The organism is Enterobacter bugandensis (assembly GCF_900324475.1).
GTDB lineage: Bacteria > Pseudomonadota > Gammaproteobacteria > Enterobacterales > Enterobacteriaceae > Enterobacter > Enterobacter bugandensis.
Genome location: NZ_LT992502.1, coordinates 3528924 through 3547573, shown reverse-complemented (window position 1 = coordinate 3547573; position 18650 = coordinate 3528924). Strand labels below are relative to the sequence as shown.

Sequence of the window (18650 nt, the reverse complement as noted above, 5' to 3'; positions counted from 1 at the left end):
CCTTCTTATGTCAGCCCCTTCGGGACGTGCTACATAAACTTCGAATGACGCACAAAAAGGTGCCTGCCGTCCAACTACTGATCATAGCGATGCTTTATCAGGCCAGGGCGAAACGTCGAGTTAGGCACCGCCTTATTCCATAACAAAGCCGGGTTTTTACCCGGCTTTGTTGTATCTGAAGGGCAGACTCAGTTACGCTCTCCGTAAACCCCCATGAAGAGAGTAATGCGTTGAAACGATGGCCCGTTTTTCCCCGCTCCTTGCGACAGCTCGTGATGATGGCCTTTCTGCTGATCTTGCTGCCGCTGCTGATCCTCGCCTGGCAGGCATGGCAGAGCCTCAACGCGCTGAGTGCCCAGGCGGCGCTGACGAACCGCACTACGCTTATCGATGCCAGACGCAGTGAAGCGATGACCAACGCCGCGCTGGAGATGGAGCGTAGCTATCGTCAGTACTGCGTGCTCGACGATCGGACGCTGGAGAAGGTGTACCAGAGCCAGCGCAAGCGCTACAGCGAAATGCTGGATGCCCACGCGGGCGTGCTGCCGGACGACAGGCTGTATCAGGCGTTACGTCAGGATCTGAACGATCTCGCGCAGCTGCAGTGCCAGAACAGCGGCCCGGATGCGGCTGCCGCCGCACGCCTTGAGGCATTCGCCACCGCCAATACCGAAATGGTGCAGTCAACGCGCACGGTCATTTTCTCTCGCGGCCAGCAGCTGCAGCAGGAGATTGCCGAGCGCGGCCAGTTCTTCGGCTGGCAGGCGCTGGTGCTGTTCCTCGTGAGCCTCGGGCTGGTGCTGCTCTTTACCCGCATGATCATCGGCCCGGTGAAGGGTATTCAGCGTATGATCAACCGCCTGGGGGAGGGGAAATCGCTCGGGGATACGGTTGCCTTTAAAGGCCCGCGCGAGCTGCGATCCGTCGGTCAGCGCATTATCTGGCTATCCGAGCGCCTGGCGTGGCTGGAATCCCAGCGTCATCAGTTCCTGCGCCATATTTCCCATGAGCTGAAAACCCCGCTGGCCAGCATGCGTGAAGGAACGGAGCTGCTGGCGGACGAGGTGGCAGGGCCGCTTACGCCGGAGCAGAAAGAGATTGTCGAAATTCTGGACGCCAGCAGCCGCAACCTGCAAAAGCTGATCGAGCAGCTTCTGGATTATAACCGCAAGCTGGCTGACGGGACGGTGGTACTGGAAGAGGTGGAGATTGAGCCACTGGTGGATATGGTGATCTCCGCCCATAGCTTGCCGGCAAGAGCTAAAATGATGCATACCGGGGTGGAGCTGAATGCGCTGACCTGCCTGGCTGAACCCATGCTATTAATGAGCGTTCTGGATAATCTTTACTCCAATGCGGTGCACTATGGTACTGAATCCGGTAACATTTATATCCGAAGTTATACGAAGGGCTCCCGGGTGTTTATTGACGTCGCAAACACCGGCACCCCGATCCCCGATGACGAAAAAACCATGATCTTCGAACCCTTTTTCCAGGGGAGTCATCAGCGGAAAGGCGCGGTAAAAGGAAGCGGTCTGGGATTAAGCATTGCCCGGGACTGCATACGACGCATGCAGGGTGAGCTAAACATTGCCACGGACGAACGTTCAGATGTTTGCTTCCGTATTGAACTGCCCCTGAGCCGGAAAAATTAATAAAATGAATCTATATCTGGTGAGTATGTCACACGTCTTTTTCCGCGCCATACGCGCGGTGTTTTCCAGCAAAGCGGGTCGCCTGAGTCTGCCCTGTTTAGTTCTGGCGGGGTGCGTTTCCCATGCGCCGCAAAGTGCGATAAGCGGTAAACAGGAAGACAAATGGCCCGATAACCAGCTGGCGGATTTCCTCTCTACCCGCTGTGAGGATATCTGGAATCTGTCAGGGCATGATGTCGAAAATAATCCGCTGTTCTGGCTGCGCGGAATAGATTGCGCCCAGCGGCTTGCGCCGGTAGACGCCCGCATGAAGGCGGCGATGCTGGATGAAGACACCTGGCAGGACGCTTTCAAGCGTGGGATTTTACTGGCCGATGCGAAAATTACCCCCGTTGAACGTCGGGCCAACGTGACCCGCTTGGATACGTTTGTGATCAATCTTCCCGCACAGGTGCGCCCGGTATACCAGCTCTGGCGGGATGGGCAGACGTTACAGCTGCAGCTGTCTGAAGAGCGCTCCCGCTACAGCAAGCTACAGCAGTCAACCGACAGCGAGCTGGATACGCTGCGCCAACAGCAACAGCATTTACGTACTCAGCTGGATACCACGACGCGAAAGCTGGAAAACCTGACCGATATCGAAAGACAGCTCTCGTCGCGTAAATATCAGCCGGGTAGTTCATCTGCTACACCGGACAGCGATATGCCGAAACAAGAGGATGTGAAGCATGACGAGCCGTAAACCAGCCCATCTCTTACTGGTGGATGACGATCCCGGCCTGTTAAAGCTGCTGGGGATGCGTCTGGTGAGTGAAGGCTACACCGTGGTGACCGCGGAAAGCGGGCAGGAGGGGCTTAAAGTCCTCAGCCGCGAAAAGATTGACCTGGTGATCAGCGACCTGCGGATGGACGAAATGGATGGCATGCAGCTGTTCGCCGAAATCCAGAAGCAGCAGCCTGGCATGCCGGTCATTATCCTGACGGCGCACGGGTCAATCCCGGATGCCGTCGCCGCAACCCAGCAGGGCGTGTTCAGCTTCCTCACCAAGCCGGTAGATAAAGACGCGCTCTACAAAGCTATCGACAGCGCGCTGGAGCACGCCGCGCCCTCCGGAGACGACGCATGGCGTGAATCTATCGTCACCCGCAGCCCGATAATGCTGCGTCTGCTTGAGCAGGCGCGAATGGTCGCACAGTCAGACGTCAGCGTGTTGATTAACGGCCAGAGCGGAACCGGGAAAGAGATCCTGGCGCAGGCGATCCACAACGCCAGCCCGCGCAGTAAAAATGCTTTTATCGCCATTAACTGCGGTGCCCTCCCAGAGCAGCTTCTTGAGTCTGAACTTTTTGGCCATGCCCGCGGCGCATTTACCGGCGCGGTAAGCAGCCGGGAAGGGCTCTTCCAGGCCGCGGAAGGCGGCACGCTGTTCCTCGACGAAATTGGCGACATGCCTGCGCCGCTGCAGGTCAAACTGTTGCGCGTACTTCAGGAGCGCAAAGTGCGCCCGTTGGGTAGCAACCGCGATATTGATATTAACGTGCGAATCATTTCCGCTACCCACCGCGACTTGCCCAAAGTGATGGCCCGCAACGAGTTCCGTGAAGATCTCTACTACCGTCTGAACGTGGTGAACCTGAAGATCCCGGCGCTGGCGGAGCGTGCGGAAGATATTCCGCTGCTGGCGAATCACCTCCTGCGCCAGGCGGCAGATCGGCATAAACCGTTCGTGCGCGCCTTTTCGACTGATGCGATGAAACGGCTGATGGCCGCCAGCTGGCCGGGTAACGTGCGCCAGCTGGTGAACGTGATTGAGCAGTGTGTGGCGCTGACGTCCTCGCCCGTTATCAGCGATGCGCTGGTGGAACAGGCGCTGGAAGGGGAGAACACGGCCTTGCCGACGTTTGCGGAAGCGCGTAACCAGTTCGAGCTGAACTATCTGCGCAAGCTGCTGCAGATAACCAAAGGCAACGTGACCCACGCGGCGCGGATGGCCGGACGCAACCGCACCGAGTTCTATAAGCTGCTCTCACGCCACGAGCTGGAAGCAAACGATTTTAAAGAGTAATACCGTATGGTACTGTGAGCAATCGATTACGAGGCAGCTTACAGGCAAGAGTTTAAGGACCCACCATGAAAAAGATTGATGCGATTATTAAACCTTTCAAACTGGATGATGTACGTGAAGCGCTGGCGGAAGTAGGCATCACCGGAATGACCGTGACGGAAGTGAAAGGTTTTGGTCGTCAGAAGGGCCACACCGAGCTTTATCGTGGCGCAGAGTACATGGTCGACTTTCTGCCGAAAGTGAAAATTGAAATCGTGGTCAGCGACGATATCGTCGATACCTGCGTGGATACCATTATCCGCACGGCGCAGACGGGCAAAATTGGCGACGGCAAAATCTTCGTCTTTGACGTGGCGCGCGTGATCCGTATCCGTACCGGCGAAGAAGACGACGCCGCGATTTAACCATTCGCCACCCAGCGAAAAAAAAGCCCCTCGAACGAGGGGCTTTTTGCGTTACAGCACCTTATGCGGCCCGAAACATTCGTAATGAATGTTGTCTTTATTCACGCCCAGTTCAACCAGCTGCTTCGCGGCATACTGCATAAACGCCACGGGTCCACAGACGTAGAACTGCATTTCCGGCGCGCTAAACGCCCCTTCCATCTGGCTTAAATTCATCAGTCCTTCGCTGTCAAAGCGTGCGGCAGTGCGGTCTGCCTCCGTCGGCAGGCGATACCAGGTATGCGCGGTGAAACGCGGCAGGGTCGCTCCCAGCGCTTTCACTTCATCCGCAAAGGCGTGCACGTCGCCGTTCTCCGCAGCGTGGAACCAGTTAACCTGCGCGCTGTGGTTTGCTTTCGCCAGCGTATCTAGCATTGCCAGCATTGGCGTTTGGCCCACGCCCGCGGAGATCAGCGTGACCGGGGTATTGGTTTCAATGGCCATAAAGAAGTCGCCCGCCGGCGCGGCCAGATGGACCACGTCGCCCACGCTCGCTTCGTTATGCAGCCAGTTGGATACCTGACCGTCGTCCTCGCGCTTCACCGCAATGCGGTAGCCTTTGCCGTTTGGTTTGCGGGTCAGAGAGTACTGGCGGATCTCCTGGTGCGGGAAGCCTTCAGGCTTCAGCCATACGCCCAGATATTGGCCCGGCTGGTAATCGGCCACCGGCTGGCCGTCAACCGGCTCAAATTCAAAACTGGTGATAAGCGCGCTGCGCGGCGTTTTCTCGACGATACGGAAGGCGCGCGTTCCTTCCCAGCCGCCGTTCTTGCTGGCGTTTTCGCTGTAGATCTGCGCTTCACGGTTGATAAACACGTTTGCCAGCACGCCGTAGGCTTTACCCCAGGCGTCCAGCACCTCCTGGCCCGGGCTGAACATTTCGTCCAGCGTTGCCAGCAGGTGAGTGCCGACGATGTTGTACTGCTCGGGTTGGATCTGGAAGCTGGTGTGCTTCTGCGCGATTTTTTCCACCGCAGGCAGCAACGCCGCCAGGTTTTCGATATTGCTGGCGTAGGCCGCGATGGCGTTGAAAAGCGCTTCACGCTGATCGCCGTTACGCTGGTTGCTCATATTGAAAATCTCTTTGAGCTCCGGATTGTGCGTGAACATGCGATCGTAGAAATGGGCGGTAAGTTTAGGGCCGGTTTCCACCAGCAGGGGAATGGTGGCTTTAACGGTAGCGATGGTTTGAGCGTCGAGCATGGCAGCTTCCTTCTGATATTACCTAATGATGTATTTTAAATGCATCTTATAAAAAATACCCATGCTTTGTAAATGGTTCTTTGCAAGATGAAAAATACGCATCACAAACCTGAAAAGAAATCCGCTGGAAATAGTGAGATCTTTATTCCTCAAACCCTTGCGTGGCGTGAAGGAAAACGTTTGCGTAAAATCGTTTGTCAAGACCTGTTATCACAGAACTATTCAGTTATACTGTTGCCCGTCGTCCAACAGGACTGCCTTTTCAGGCCAAAATTTACTTGTTAGCTGAGTCAGGAGATGCGGATGTTAAAGCGTGAAATGAACATTGCCGATTATGATGCCGAACTGTGGCAGGCTATGGAGCAGGAAAAAGTACGTCAGGAAGAGCACATCGAACTGATCGCCTCCGAAAACTACACCAGCCCGCGCGTGATGCAGGCGCAGGGCTCTCAGCTGACCAACAAATACGCTGAAGGTTACCCGGGCAAGCGCTACTACGGCGGTTGCGAGTACGTTGATATCGTTGAGCAGCTGGCTATCGACCGTGCGAAAGCACTCTTCGGCGCTGACTACGCGAACGTTCAGCCGCACTCCGGTTCTCAGGCTAACTTCGCTGTTTACACCGCGCTGCTGCAGCCGGGCGATACCGTTCTGGGTATGAACCTGGCGCAAGGCGGCCACCTGACTCACGGCTCCCCGGTTAACTTCTCCGGCAAACTGTACAACATCATTCCTTACGGTATTGATGAGTCCGGTAAAATTGACTACGAAGACATGGCGAAGCAGGCTAAAGAGCACAAGCCGAAGATGATCATCGGTGGCTTCTCTGCTTACTCCGGTATCGTTGACTGGGCAAAAATGCGTGAAATCGCAGACAGCATCGGCGCGTACCTGTTCGTTGACATGGCGCACGTTGCGGGCCTTATCGCCGCAGGCGTTTACCCGAACCCGGTTCCTCACGCTCACGTTGTGACCACCACTACTCACAAAACCCTGGCGGGTCCACGCGGTGGCCTGATCCTGGCGAAAGGCGGTGACGAAGAGCTGTACAAAAAACTGAACTCTGCCGTGTTCCCAAGCGCGCAGGGCGGCCCGCTGATGCACGTTATCGCCGCAAAAGCGGTCGCGCTGAAAGAAGCGATGGAACCAGAGTTCAAGGTGTATCAGCAGCAAGTTGCTAAGAACGCCAAAGCGATGGTGGAAGTGTTCCTGAACCGTGGCTACAAAGTGGTATCCGGCGGGACTGAAAACCACCTGTTCCTGCTGGACCTGGTTGATAAGAACCTGACCGGTAAAGAAGCTGACGCTGCCCTGGGCCGCGCCAACATCACCGTGAACAAAAACAGCGTGCCAAACGATCCGAAGAGCCCGTTCGTGACCTCCGGTATCCGTATCGGTTCTCCGGCCGTGACGCGTCGTGGCTTTAAAGAAGCGGAAGTGAAAGAGCTGGCTGGCTGGATGTGTGACGTTCTGGACAACATCAATGACGAAGCGGTTATCGAGCGCGTCAAAGGTAAAGTTCTGGATATCTGCGCACGCTTCCCGGTATACGCATAATTCCTCTGCTTTGCAGAAATAAAAAAGGCCGCGCTTGCGGCCTTTTTTTATGGCTTAACGCCGGTCCAGGGAAATGGCCCCCGGTCCCACAATCGCCAGCAAAATAAACGCGCCAGCAATACTGACGTTCTTGTAGAAATTAATCATATTCGGCACAACTGCATCTCCGGTCATATCCCAGTAGTGGTGACCGATAATCGCCGTGCCCAGCGTATAGAAGACAAAGAGCACCGCGAGGGGGCGGGTGAAAAAGCCGAGCACGATCAGGATCGCGGCGGGAACCTCCATTACTACGGCGATAATGGCCGCAAGCATCGGCATGGGGGCACCGAGCGACGTCATATACTGAACGGTGCCGCTAAACCCCGTCAGCTTGGGATAGCCAAAAATAATAAACAGGACAACGATGGCAATACGGGCAATCAATAGCAGGAAGGAGCGTGAGGAGCCGAAATCGAAATAACGTAAGCTGTTCATGGCAAACGACCTCTTCAGGCGATGTCTTTTAAACGTAATACAATTTTGCCGCTCACGCCATACGCCGACCGGCTGTCCAGGACGTTAATTTATCGTTAATTTATAGCGCGCTAACGACTTGCTAAAGTGCAGGATAAACGCCAGACTATCGCCTCCATTTCGGGAGGGATTCATGGTCTTGCATTCCACGCGCTGGCTGGCGCTCAGCTACTTCACCTACTTCTTTAGCTACGGTATTTTTCTGCCTTTCTGGAGCGTCTGGCTCAAGGGAATTGGTTTGACGCCAGAAACCATTGGCATCCTGCTGGGCGCGGGGCTGGTGGCGCGTTTCCTCGGAAGCCTGCTGATTGCCCCCCGCGTCAGCGATCCCTCCTTACTGATTAAAGCGGTGCGCATTCTGGCCCTGCTGACGCTGGTCTTTGCGGCTTGCTTCTGGGTCAGCCACCAGTTTGCCTGGCTGATGGTAGTGATGGTTGGCTTTAATCTGTTCTTCTCCCCGCTGGTACCCCTGACGGATGCGCTGGCGAACACCTGGCAAAAGCAGATCACCATGGACTATGGTCGCGTGCGCCTCTGGGGATCGATTGCCTTCGTGATCGGCTCGGCGTTGGTGGGGAAACTGGTCAGCCTTTACGACTACCGCGCGATTCTGGCGCTGCTGAGTATCGGTATTGCCTCGATGCTGCTGGGCATGCTGCTGCGCCCGTCGGTGATGCCGCAAGGGGAGAGTCGCCATCAGGAGAGCGCCGGCTGGCCCGCCTGGCGGAGCCTGGTGGCCCAGAGCTGGCGTTTTCTGGCGTGCGTCTGTCTGCTTCAGGGGGCGCATGCGGCGTACTATGGCTTCAGCGCCATCTACTGGCAGGGGGCGGGTTACTCGGCCTCTGCTGTCGGTTACCTGTGGTCGCTGGGGGTGGTGGCAGAAGTCATTATTTTCGCCCTGAGCAAAAAGCTGTTCCGCCGCTTCGGCGCGCGCGATCTGCTGCTGCTTTCCGCGGTCTGCGGCGTGGCGCGCTGGGGGATTATGGGCTGGACGACCGAACTGCCGTGGCTGATTGTGGCGCAGATCCTTCACTGCGGCACCTTCACCGTGTGCCACCTGGCGGCGATGCGCTATATCGCGGCGCGCGAGGGCGGAGACGTGATCCGTCTGCAGGCGGTCTACTCTGCGGTGGCGATGGGCGGCAGCATTGCGGTGATGACGGTCTTTGCGGGCTTTCTGTATCAGCATCTGGGACACGGCGTGTTCTGGGTCATGGCGCTGGTGGCGCTTCCGGCGATGTTTGTTCGACCGAAAGTGGCCGCACGGGCGTAGCTACGATTCCAGCATGGCGCGAATATGTTCCTGCTGCTGCGTGTTAAGTGATTCAACCGCGTGGATCAGCGGCGGCGAGAACAGCGGCAGCACGGTAGGATAGGGGGTGATAACCAGCGCGGCTTCGCGCGGTGCCCCCTCTTTCTGGAACGCCTGCAGCGTCAGATAGCGAATGTTGAGCGGCAGCAGGGTTAATTCGCGCAGCTGCTGTTCAATCACCTCCTCACAGGATTTGTCCTCCCCGGTCAGCAGCACTACCTGTTTTTCATGCAGATCGGTCTCCTGCATCAGCCAGGCGCCGAAAATAACCGCTACCAGTGCCATCTCTTCATCGGAGAACCGCAGCCCAAATTCGGCTTCCAGCTCAAAGAGTGCCTCTTTCGTGGTGCGTAACAGCCGGGGATAGAGACGGTGAATTTCCTCGGGCAGGCTATTGTCGATACCGATCTCAAACAGCGAGCGGTCCAGCGCCTGAGCCAGATGGATATACAGCTGATCGGTCAGCCCCTGCTCATCGCTGAAGTTCATCCCGGTCTGCGAGCGGAAACGGGCCACCATGCGCACAATGGCGCGGCGCAGGCGCTGATCCTGCTGGTGTTTATCGAGCACTGGATCGGGCGTGCGGAGCATCATAAACAGCAGCGCCAGAAACAGCTGCTCATCCACGTGCGCGCCCTGCGGCACGCGCCGCTTCCAGTGACGAACAATTTCCTGCGCCGTAAAATACTCTCCCCGCGACTGGGTCCAGCTGCGCTGCGCGTGGGAAAACTGCGGCGTATTCCCTAAGTGGTGCTGGATGAGGCAGTATTGCAAGTAGAGCTGTAAGAACTGGACGTCCCGGCATTCAAACTGACGCTGCAGCTTGCGTGAGCAGAAGCCGATCAGCGCCCGCAGGTTAGCATCGTCGTAAAGCGGCCGCGCGATGCCGTGCTGTTTAAGCGCGGTTTTTAAGGCTGGGGTAAACTGGTGCGAGACAAACTGCGGACAAAGGCGGAGCGCCCTGCGCAGCCAGTGCAGCAGACATAAACGCTGATTCAGGGCAGTGCCTTCAATTCGGTAGCTGCCGTCATGGTGCGTGACGATATCCAGCCGGTGATAGCGCTGGATTTCATCGCGCGTCTCGGCTATATCTTGCCGTGCCATGACCTCGTCCACGCCGTTGGCAGCGATTATGCTCTGTGCGGTGACGGCAGCATCGGGCAGGTAAAGCATCAAAAGCACCTGGCAGCGGCGCTGCGAACTGGAAAGCACAGATGGAATTTCAAGCGTCGTCATCATCTGTCGGGTATCCAGTGTGAATGTTTGATAAGAATAGCTAAAGGATGGGCGCTGAAAAGCGCGCCGGCAGGCCTTTCACTCAGGATTGCTGGGGAACATCACAGAATTTTTGACGTGAGGAATTGATGCAGACAGTTAAACAAAATGCGATGGCGTTATTTTTGGCGGTTATCACCTTTACCGCCAGCGCACATCCTCACAGTTTTATCAGCCTGAAAACCGAGCTGGTCACCGACGGCACGCAGCTGAGCGGCCTGAAAATGCGCTGGACGATGGATGAAATCACCTCGGCGGATCTGCTTTATGATGCGGGTAACGCGAAGCCCGGCGACGAAATCTGGAAAAAGCTGGCGGCAGAAGTGATGGCTAACGTGCTCGGGCAGCACTACTTCACCGAGTTTTGGCATAACGGACAAAAGGTGAAGTTCCTCAATCGCCCGACAGAATACGGCATGTCCCGCGACGGACATCAGGCAGTGCTGACGTTCGTGCTCCCACTGGCGCATCCGCAGCCGCTGGCAGGACAAACCTATACGTTTTCCACCTTTGACCCAACGTACTACGTCGATATGAGCTACGCCGAGGACAGCGACGTGCAGCTTCCTGCGTCGTTGCAAAAAACCTGCAACATTACGGTTCACACCCCGAAGCCCAGCGAAGAGACGCTGAATTTTGCTGTCTCTCTTGATAAAGAGGATGCCCCACCGGAGGACATGGAACTGGGTAAACAGTTTGCGCAGAAGGTAACGTTACAATGTCAGTGATCTCCTCTCCGGTACGAAAGCCGCGCCGCTGGCTGCACCTCTGGCCGCTGGCGCTTTTTCTACTGCTCGCCGTTTGCGGTTCGCTCTGGCTGTGGCAAGCCTGGCCGCAGGTGATGATGAAAAGCATCATCTGGCAGCGTGAGGTCAACCAGCAGATGAGCGGGCTGCTGAAAGCGGTGGCGGAGAACCCGACCAAAGCGGGCGGTTCCCTGCTGGCGTTCAGCTTTATCTATGGCGTGCTGCACGCGCTGGGGCCGGGGCACGGCAAAATCGTCATCACCACCTGGCTTGCCACCCATCCGTCGAAGCTGAAATCAAGCATTGGCCTGACGCTGGCCTCTTCGCTGCTTCAGGGGGGCGTGGCGATTGCGCTGGTGGTGGTTGTGCTTTCGCTATTACAGCTTCCCGCGCGCCAGCTGCACCTGAGCAGCTTCTGGCTGGAGAAGGGCAGCTATGCGCTGGTCGGCGTGCTGGGGCTGATCCTCTGCTGGCGGGCGCTGAAAAAGCTGCGCGCGCTGCTGCAAAAGCCCAAATTCAAAACCTTTACGCCGCACCACGTTCATGATGAGCACTGCGGCTGCGGGCATCAGCATCTGCCGACGCAGGAACAATTACAGAGCGGTGACGACTGGCGCGCGCGGCTGATGATAGTTCTCTCTATGGGGATGCGCCCGTGCTCGGGGGCAATCATGGTGCTGCTGTTCAGTAAAGTGATTGGCGTGTTCGGCTGGGGCATGCTCTCGGCGCTGGCAATGGCGGCAGGAACCTCTCTCACCATTTCGTCTTTGGCGTTGCTGGTTCACAGCTTCCGTCAGCTTGCGGTAAAACTCAGTGGCAATAAAACGCCGGTACTGTGGCGACAGGTAGGATGGACAACGCTCGCGCTGGCGGGGGGAGTGATTCTGCTGGTGGCGGCGGTAACGATGTGGATGAGCGCGGCGCCGTTTAGCACCCTCTCCCCTTTGGGGAGAGGGCTGAGATGAGGAGATTAACGCTTCAGCGCATCGCTCAGCTCGTCACGCATGTTGGCCAGCATGGCTTTAACAACGCGTGGGTTACCCGCAACGATGTTGCCGGTGGTCATGTAGTTGTGGCCGCCGGTGAAATCGCAAACAATCGCGCCTGCTTCACGTGCGATCAGCTCGCCCGCAGCGAAGTCCCACGGCTTCAGTGACAGTTCGAAGTAACCGTCAACGCGGCCGGTTGCCACGTAGGCCAGATCCAGCGCAGCAGAGCCGGTGCGACGGAAGTCCGCGCATTCGGTGAACAGCTTGCCCAGGATATTCATATAGGTGGTTGCGTGCTGCTTCGCCTTGAACGGGAAGCCGGTCGCCAGGATGGTGCCGTCCAGGTCGCGTGCGTTGCTGCAGCGCAGACGGTAGCCGTTCAGCTGTGCGCCCTGGCCGCGGGTCGCGGTGAACAGTTCGTTACGCATTGGATCGTAAACAACGGCGACTTCAGTACGGCCTTTAATGCGTACTGCGATTGACACAGAGAAGTGTGGCAGGCGTTTAACGAAGTTGGTGGTGCCATCCAGTGGATCGATAACCCATTGAACATCCTGATCGGTACCTTCATGTTCACCGCTTTCTTCGGTGATGATGGTGTGCTGCGGGTAAGATTTGCGGATCGTTTCGATAATAATCGCTTCTGCGGCTTTATCGACGTTAGTCACGAAATCATTGCTGCCTTTCTGGCTGGTTTCTACGGAGTCTGGCGTTTCGTAGTGTTTGGCAATTACATTACCCGCCTTGCGCGCTGCGCGCACGGCGATGGTCAGCATCGGATGCATCGGTCTCTCTCACTGGATGTTAAAGAACAGGAAAATCGGCGCAGAGTATAGCAGCGGGATCGGATTATGTCTCCCGTTTATGATAATATGCCCGAATATTCTTCAGACACTGAACCCAGACATCTAAAAATTATGCTGCAAAACATTCGAATCGTGCTGGTCGAAACATCGCATACCGGCAACATGGGCTCTGTGGCCCGCGCTATGAAAACCATGGGCTTAACGAACCTGTGGCTGGTTAATCCGCTGGTGAAACCAGACTCCCAGGCCATCGCTCTGGCGGCCGGGGCCAGCGACGTGATCGGCAACGCGCAGATCGTGGACACGCTGGATGAAGCGCTGGCCGGTTGCAGCCTGGTGGTGGGCACCAGTGCGCGCTCCCGCACGCTGCCGTGGCCGATGCTGGATCCGCGCGAATGCGGCCTGAAAAGCGTCTCGGAAGCAGAGCAGGCACCGGTTGCGCTGGTGTTTGGCCGCGAGCGCGTTGGCCTGACCAACGACGAACTGCAGAAGTGCCACTACCACGTGGCGATTGCCGCCAACCCGGAATACAGCTCGCTGAATCTGGCGATGGCGGTGCAGGTAATCGCCTACGAGGTGCGTATGGCGTGGCTGGCGACGCAGGAGAAGCAGGCAGAACCGAAAGAAGAGACGGCCTACCCGCTGGTGGACGACCTTGAGCGTTTCTACGGTCACCTGGAGCAGACGCTGCTCGCTACCGGCTTCATCCGTGAAGGCCACCCTGGCCAGGTAATGAACAAACTGCGCCGCATGTTTACCCGCGCGCGTCCGGAAAGCCAGGAGCTGAACATCCTGCGCGGAATTCTGGCGTCGATCGAGCAGAAGAATAAAGAGTAGTGCCGATTTCCCCCTCTCCCCGTGGGAGAGGGTTAGGGTGAGGGCATCAGGCCGCACCTATATTATGAAGGCACAGAAGGTTAAATACCTGACTAAAACAGTCAAGTAAATAGTTGACCATTTTAGTCAGGAATGTCAGACTTGGCCCTGCTATGCAATACCCCCATTTTACAATAAAAAACCCCGGGCAGGGGCGAGTTTGAGGTTAAGTAAGACATGAGACTGACATCTAAAGGGCGTTATGCCGTGACCGCGATGCTGGACGTTGCGCTCAACTCCGAAGCGGGCCCGGTTCCGTTGGCTGATATTTCTGAACGACAAGGGATCTCCCTCTCTTACCTGGAACAGCTGTTCTCCAGACTGCGTAAAAATGGACTGGTGTCCAGCGTTCGTGGCCCGGGCGGCGGTTATCTGCTGGGTAAAGACGCGGGCAGTATTGCGGTTGGTGAAGTGATTAGCGCGGTGGATGAATCCGTTGACGCAACCCGTTGCCAGGGTAAAGGCGGCTGCCAGGGCGGCGATAAGTGCCTGACCCACGCGCTGTGGCGCGATCTAAGCGACCGTCTGACCGGCTTCCTGAACAACATCACCCTCGGTGAACTGGTCAATAACCAGGAAGTTCTGGACGTATCAGGCCGTCAGCACAGCCATGATTCACAACGCAGCACCCGCGCGCAGGACGCTATCGACGTCAAATTACGCGCGTAATAAAACGATAAGTATTTCAGAATCAGGCCGGGGTGGTCACACCCCGCGTACTCGGTCGTACATCCAGCCGGTTGCCTGATTCCTTGCATTGAAGCGATGTACGGAGTTTATAGAGCAATGAAATTACCGATTTATCTCGACTACTCCGCAACCACGCCGGTGGACCCGCGTGTTGCCGAGAAAATGATGCAGTGTCTGACCCTGGACGGAAACTTTGGTAACCCAGCTTCCCGTTCACACCGTTTTGGCTGGCATGCTGAAGAGGCGGTGGATATCGCCCGTAATCAGATTGCTGACCTGGTGGGTGCCGACCCGCGTGAGATTGTTTTCACCTCCGGTGCGACCGAATCCGACAACCTGGCGATCAAAGGTGCAGCCAACTTTTATCAGAAAAAAGGCAAGCACATCATCACCAGCAAAACCGAACACAAAGCCGTGCTGGACACCTGCCGCCAGCTGGAGCGTGAAGGGTTCGAAGTGACCTATCTGGCGCCGCAGAGCAACGGTATTATTGACCTGAAAGAGCTCGAAGCGGCGATGCGTGACGACACCATCCTGGTCTCCATCATGCACGTTAATAACGAAATCGGCGTCGTTCAGGACATCGCCACCATCGGCGAAATGTGCCGCGCGCGCGGTATCATCTATCACGTTGATGCGACCCAGAGCGTGGGCAAACTGCCTATCGACCTGAGCCAGCTGAAAGTGGACCTGATGTCCTTCTCCGGCCACAAAATCTATGGCCCGAAAGGGATTGGCGCGCTGTACGTTCGTCGTAAGCCACGTATCCGCATCGAAGCACAGATGCACGGCGGCGGTCACGAGCGCGGCATGCGTTCCGGTACGCTGCCTGTTCACCAGATCGTGGGCATGGGCGAAGCGTACCGCATTGCGAAAGAAGAGATGGAAACCGAGATGGCACGCCTGCGCACGCTGCGTAACCGTCTGTGGGACGGCGTGAAAGATATGGAAGAAGTGTATCTGAACGGCGATCTCGAGCAGGGCGCGCCGAACATCCTCAACGTCAGCTTCAACTATGTTGAAGGCGAATCGCTGATCATGGCGCTGAAAGACCTGGCCGTTTCTTCCGGTTCTGCCTGTACGTCTGCAAGCCTGGAGCCATCCTACGTGCTGCGCGCGCTGGGTATGACTGACGAGCTGGCACACAGCTCTATCCGTTTCTCTTTAGGTCGTTTCACTACCGAAGAAGAGATTGACTACACCATCAAGCTGGTTCGTAACTCCATTGGCCGTCTGCGCGACCTTTCTCCACTGTGGGAAATGTTCAAGCAGGGCGTGGATCTGAACAGCATTGAATGGTCACATCACTAATCGGTATATAAGGAGAATTCAATCATGGCATACAGCGAAAAAGTTATCGATCATTACGAGAACCCGCGCAACGTTGGCTCTTTTGACAACAGCGATGAATCTGTCGGTAGCGGCATGGTTGGCGCGCCGGCGTGTGGCGACGTAATGAAGTTGCAGATTAAAGTCAACAATGAAGGTATCATTGAAGACGCGCGCTTCAAGACCTACGGCTGCGGTTCTGCAATTGCGTCCAGCTCCCTGGTCACCGAGTGGGTGAAGGGCAAGTCTCTGGACGAAGCACAGGCAATTAAGAACACGGATATTGCTGAAGAACTCGAACTGCCACCGGTGAAAATTCACTGTTCTATTCTGGCAGAAGACGCGATCAAAGCCGCCATTGCGGATTACAAAAGCAAACGTGAAGCAAAATAATTGAGGTTTGAGTATGTCGATTACCCTTAGCGACAGCGCTGCCGCGCGAGTAAGCTCTTTTCTGGCGAACCGTGGTAAAGGCTTTGGCCTGCGACTGGGCGTACGTACCTCCGGCTGTTCTGGTATGGCTTACGTACTGGAGTTTGTTGACGAGCCGGCGTCTGATGACACCGTGTTTGAAGACAAGGGCGTGAAGGTGGTGGTCGATGGCAAAAGCCTGCAATTTCTCAACGGCACTCAGCTGGACTTCGTAAAAGAAGGCCTGAACGAAGGGTTCAAATTCACGAACCCGAACGTCAAAGACGAGTGTGGTTGCGGCGAAAGCTTCCACGTTTAACCGCGCGTCATCCGAAACCCCACCGTGGCTTTGCTGCGCGTGGGGTTTGTTCTAACAGGCTACCCCTGAGATTGTTATGGATTACTTCACTCTCTTCGGACTACCCGCTCAATACCCGATCGATCTTCAGGCGCTGACGGTCCGTTTTCAGGATCTGCAGCGTCAGTATCATCCGGATAAATTCGCCAGCGGGACGCAGGCAGAGCAGCTGGCTGCGGTATCGCACTCCGCGACCATCAACCAGGCCTGGCAGACGCTGCGCCATCCGCTGGCGCGTGCAGAATATCTGCTCTCGCTCCACGGCTTTGATCTGGCGAGCGAACAGCACACCGTGCGCGACACCGCGTTTCTGATGGAACAGCTGGAGCTGCGCGAAGAGCTGGATGAGATTGAACAGGCCAAAGACGAAGCGCGTCTGGAACGTTTTATCACGCGCGTGAAGGGCATGTTCGATACCCGCCATCAGCAGATGGTGGAGCAACTGAACAACGAGACCTGGGACGTGGCGGCAGACACTGTGCGCAAACTCCGTTTTCTCGATAAACTGCGAAGCAGCGCTGAACAACTCGAAGAAAAGCTGCTCGATTTTTAATTTCGGAAGCAATTATGGCCTTATTACAAATTAGTGAGCCTGGCTTAAGCGCCGCACCGCACCAGCGTCGTCTGGCGGTCGGTATTGACCTGGGCACCACCAATTCCCTCGTGGCGACCGTGCGCAGCGGCCAGGCGGAAACGCTGGCCGACGAGCAGGGCCGCCATCTGCTGCCTTCCGTGGTCCACTACCAGCAGCAGGGGCACGCGGTCGGCTATGACGCCCGCGCCAACGCCGCGCGCGATCCGGCCAACACCATCAGCTCCGTAAAGCGCATGATGGGCCGCTCGCTGGCTGATATCCAGACCCGCTACCCGCACCTGCCGTATCAGCTGCAGGCCAGTGAAAACGGTCTGCCGATGATTGCCACGGCGGCCGGTTTGCTGAACCCAATTCGCGTGTCTGCTGACATCCTCAAAGCGCTGGCGGCGCGCGCGACGGCGACGCTCGGCGGCGATCTGGACGGCGTAGTGATCACCGTTCCGGCCTATTTTGACGACGCACAGCGTCAGGGCACCAAAGACGCCGCGCGTCTGGCGGGCCTGCACGTGCTGCGCCTGCTGAACGAACCGACGGCGGCGGCGATTGCCTACGGCCTCGACTCCGGTCAGGAAGGGGTAATTGCGGTCTACGATCTGGGCGGCGGCACCTTTGATATTTCTATCCTGCGCCTGAGCCGCGGGGTGTTTGAAGTGCTGGCGACCGGCGGGGATTCCGCGCTCGGCGGCGATGATTTCGACCATCTGCTGGCGGACTACATCCGCGATCAGGCGGGCATCAGCGATCGCAGCGATGCGCGCGTTCAGCGCGAACTGCTGGATGCCGCCATCGACGCCAAAATTGCGCTGAGCGATGCGCAGTCGGTCAGCGTTAATGTCGCAGGCTGGCAGGGTGAAATCACCCGCGACCAGTTCAGCGAGCTGATTGCGCCTCTGGTTAAACGCACCCTGCTGGCCTGCCGTCGCGCATTGAAGGATGCGGGCGTGGAGGCTGACGAGGTGCTGGAAGTGGTCATGGTGGGCGGCTCAACACGCGTGCCGCTGGTGCGCGAGCGCGTGGGCGAATTCTTTGGCCGCACGCCGCTGACCTCCATCGACCCGGACAAAGTGGTTGCCGTCGGCGCCGCTATCCAGGCCGATATTCTGGTTGGCAACAAGCCGGACAGCGAAATGCTGCTGCTGGATGTCATCCCGCTGTCTCTCGGTTTAGAAACCATGGGCGGCCTGGTGGAGAAAGTGATCCCGCGTAACACCACCATTCCGGTGGCGCGTGCGCAGGAGTTCACCACCTTCAAAGACGGCCAGACCGCGATGTCCATCCATGTGATGCAGGGCGAGCGCGAACTGGTGCAGGACTGCCGCTCTCTGGCGCGCTTTGCGCTGCGGGGCATCCCGGCGCTGCCAGCTGGCGGGGCGCATATCCGCGTGACCTTCCAGGTAGATGCGGACGGCCTGCTGAGCGTCACGGCGATGGAAAAATCGACCGGCGTGGAGTCGTCCATCCAGGTGAAGCCGTCCTACGGCCTGACCGATGGCGAAATCGCCTCCATGATCCAGGATTCAATGAGCTACGCCGAGCAGGATGTGAAGGCGCGTATGCTGGCTGAACAGAAAGTTGAAGCCGCACGTGTGCTGGAAAGTCTGAACGGGGCGCTCGCTGCCGATGCCGCGCTGTTAAGCGCCGCCGAGCGTCAGGTGATTGACGAGGCTGCCGCGCGCTTACGCGCAGTCGCCGAAGGCAATGACGCTGACGCAATAGAAGAAGCCATTAAAAACGTTGATAAACAAACCCAGGACTTCGCTGCTCGCCGCATGGACAAATCTGTCCGCGTCGCGCTGAAAGGCCAGTCCGTGGACGAGGTTTAA

The 18650-nt window shown here is 57.1% G+C and carries 19 protein-coding genes; 15 read left to right on the top strand and 4 right to left on the bottom strand.

The window, feature by feature from the left end; genetic code table 11:
- The first annotated feature begins 230 nt into the window (after window positions 1-230).
- The 4 genes from qseE to glnB all read left to right on the top strand — a co-directional run bounded on the left by qseE (window position 231) and on the right by glnB (window position 4125).
- Window positions 231-1655, top strand: coding sequence for a two component system sensor histidine kinase QseE/GlrK (gene qseE / locus DG357_RS17080; RefSeq protein WP_108780343.1), 1425 nt, complete (start codon window positions 231-233; stop codon window positions 1653-1655).
- Between the two features lie 4 nt (window positions 1656-1659).
- Complete coding sequence (gene qseG, locus DG357_RS17075; RefSeq protein WP_048957757.1) at window positions 1660-2397, top strand: two-component system QseEF-associated lipoprotein QseG; 738 nt, start codon at window positions 1660-1662, stop codon at window positions 2395-2397.
- A complete protein-coding gene (glrR, locus tag DG357_RS17070; protein WP_028014084.1) occupies window positions 2384-3721 on the top strand; it encodes a two-component system response regulator GlrR in 1338 nt (445 codons plus the stop codon). Before qseG ends, glrR begins: the two co-directional genes overlap by 14 nt.
- Window positions 3722-3786: 65 nt before the next feature.
- The gene (gene glnB, locus DG357_RS17065; protein WP_003860685.1) at window positions 3787-4125 is read left to right on the top strand and encodes a nitrogen regulatory protein P-II; all 339 of its coding nucleotides are present in this window, start codon (window positions 3787-3789) and stop codon (window positions 4123-4125) included.
- A 51-nt stretch (window positions 4126-4176) separates the two neighbouring features.
- Here the strand turns inward: glnB and hmpA are convergent, their stop codons facing one another.
- Window positions 4177-5367: an NO-inducible flavohemoprotein gene (hmpA, locus tag DG357_RS17060; protein ID WP_088204540.1), complete on the bottom strand. Its 1191-nt coding sequence runs from the start codon at window positions 5365-5367 to the stop codon at window positions 4177-4179.
- A gap of 303 nt (window positions 5368-5670) precedes the next feature.
- Here hmpA and glyA point away from each other — a divergent pair, with 303 nt between their 5' ends.
- Window positions 5671-6924: a serine hydroxymethyltransferase gene (glyA, locus tag DG357_RS17050; protein ID WP_025757663.1), complete on the top strand. Its 1254-nt coding sequence runs from the start codon at window positions 5671-5673 to the stop codon at window positions 6922-6924.
- A 54-nt stretch (window positions 6925-6978) separates the two neighbouring features.
- Here the strand turns inward: glyA and DG357_RS17045 are convergent, their stop codons facing one another.
- Window positions 6979-7401 carry a DoxX family protein gene (locus DG357_RS17045; protein WP_028014082.1) on the bottom strand — a complete coding sequence of 141 codons (423 nt, stop codon included), beginning with the start codon at window positions 7399-7401 and terminating at the stop codon, window positions 6979-6981.
- 172 nt (window positions 7402-7573) lie between these two features.
- Between DG357_RS17045 and DG357_RS17040 the strand changes: the two genes are divergently transcribed.
- Entirely contained in the window at window positions 7574-8713 is a 1140-nt protein-coding gene (locus DG357_RS17040) for a 3-phenylpropionate MFS transporter (protein ID WP_048960048.1), read from the top strand.
- Here the strand turns inward: DG357_RS17040 and csiE are convergent, their stop codons facing one another.
- Window positions 8714-9991 carry a stationary phase inducible protein CsiE gene (gene csiE, locus DG357_RS17035; RefSeq protein WP_045260175.1) on the bottom strand — a complete coding sequence of 426 codons (1278 nt, stop codon included), beginning with the start codon at window positions 9989-9991 and terminating at the stop codon, window positions 8714-8716.
- 125 nt (window positions 9992-10116) lie between these two features.
- Here csiE and DG357_RS17030 point away from each other — a divergent pair, with 125 nt between their 5' ends.
- Together DG357_RS17030 and DG357_RS17025 are read left to right on the top strand one after the other, a co-directional pair.
- The gene (locus tag DG357_RS17030) at window positions 10117-10755 is read left to right on the top strand and encodes a DUF1007 family protein (protein WP_028014079.1); all 639 of its coding nucleotides are present in this window, start codon (window positions 10117-10119) and stop codon (window positions 10753-10755) included.
- Window positions 10746-11738, top strand: coding sequence for a nickel/cobalt transporter (locus DG357_RS17025; protein WP_028014078.1), 993 nt, complete (start codon window positions 10746-10748; stop codon window positions 11736-11738). Before DG357_RS17030 ends, DG357_RS17025 begins: the two co-directional genes overlap by 10 nt.
- Window positions 11739-11743: 5 nt before the next feature.
- On the opposite strand, the gene suhB is transcribed toward DG357_RS17025, so the two are convergent.
- Entirely contained in the window at window positions 11744-12547 is an 804-nt protein-coding gene (suhB, locus tag DG357_RS17020) for an inositol-1-monophosphatase (protein WP_028014077.1), read from the bottom strand.
- A 132-nt stretch (window positions 12548-12679) separates the two neighbouring features.
- On the opposite strand from suhB, the gene trmJ reads away from it, so the two are divergent.
- From trmJ to hscA, 7 genes are all read left to right on the top strand, one after another.
- On the top strand, window positions 12680-13405 hold the full coding sequence (trmJ, locus tag DG357_RS17015) for a tRNA (cytosine(32)/uridine(32)-2'-O)-methyltransferase TrmJ (protein ID WP_028014076.1): 726 nt from the start codon (window positions 12680-12682) through the stop codon (window positions 13403-13405).
- Window positions 13406-13621: 216 nt separating this feature from the next.
- Window positions 13622-14113 (top strand): Fe-S cluster assembly transcriptional regulator IscR, encoded by a 492-nt coding sequence (gene iscR / locus DG357_RS17010; RefSeq protein ID WP_008502158.1) that lies wholly within the window; start codon window positions 13622-13624, stop codon window positions 14111-14113.
- 117 nt (window positions 14114-14230) lie between these two features.
- Entirely contained in the window at window positions 14231-15445 is a 1215-nt protein-coding gene (gene iscS / locus DG357_RS17005) for a cysteine desulfurase (protein WP_003860663.1), read from the top strand.
- Between the two features lie 24 nt (window positions 15446-15469).
- The gene (gene iscU / locus DG357_RS17000) at window positions 15470-15856 is read left to right on the top strand and encodes a Fe-S cluster assembly scaffold IscU (RefSeq protein ID WP_003860661.1); all 387 of its coding nucleotides are present in this window, start codon (window positions 15470-15472) and stop codon (window positions 15854-15856) included.
- A 13-nt stretch (window positions 15857-15869) separates the two neighbouring features.
- Complete coding sequence (gene iscA / locus DG357_RS16995; RefSeq protein ID WP_003860659.1) at window positions 15870-16193, top strand: iron-sulfur cluster assembly protein IscA; 324 nt, start codon at window positions 15870-15872, stop codon at window positions 16191-16193.
- 76 nt (window positions 16194-16269) lie between these two features.
- Window positions 16270-16785 carry a co-chaperone HscB gene (gene hscB / locus DG357_RS16990; RefSeq protein WP_045260178.1) on the top strand — a complete coding sequence of 172 codons (516 nt, stop codon included), beginning with the start codon at window positions 16270-16272 and terminating at the stop codon, window positions 16783-16785.
- A gap of 14 nt (window positions 16786-16799) precedes the next feature.
- Window positions 16800-18650, top strand: a complete 1851-nt coding sequence (gene hscA / locus DG357_RS16985; protein ID WP_045260179.1) for a Fe-S protein assembly chaperone HscA — start codon at window positions 16800-16802, stop codon at window positions 18648-18650.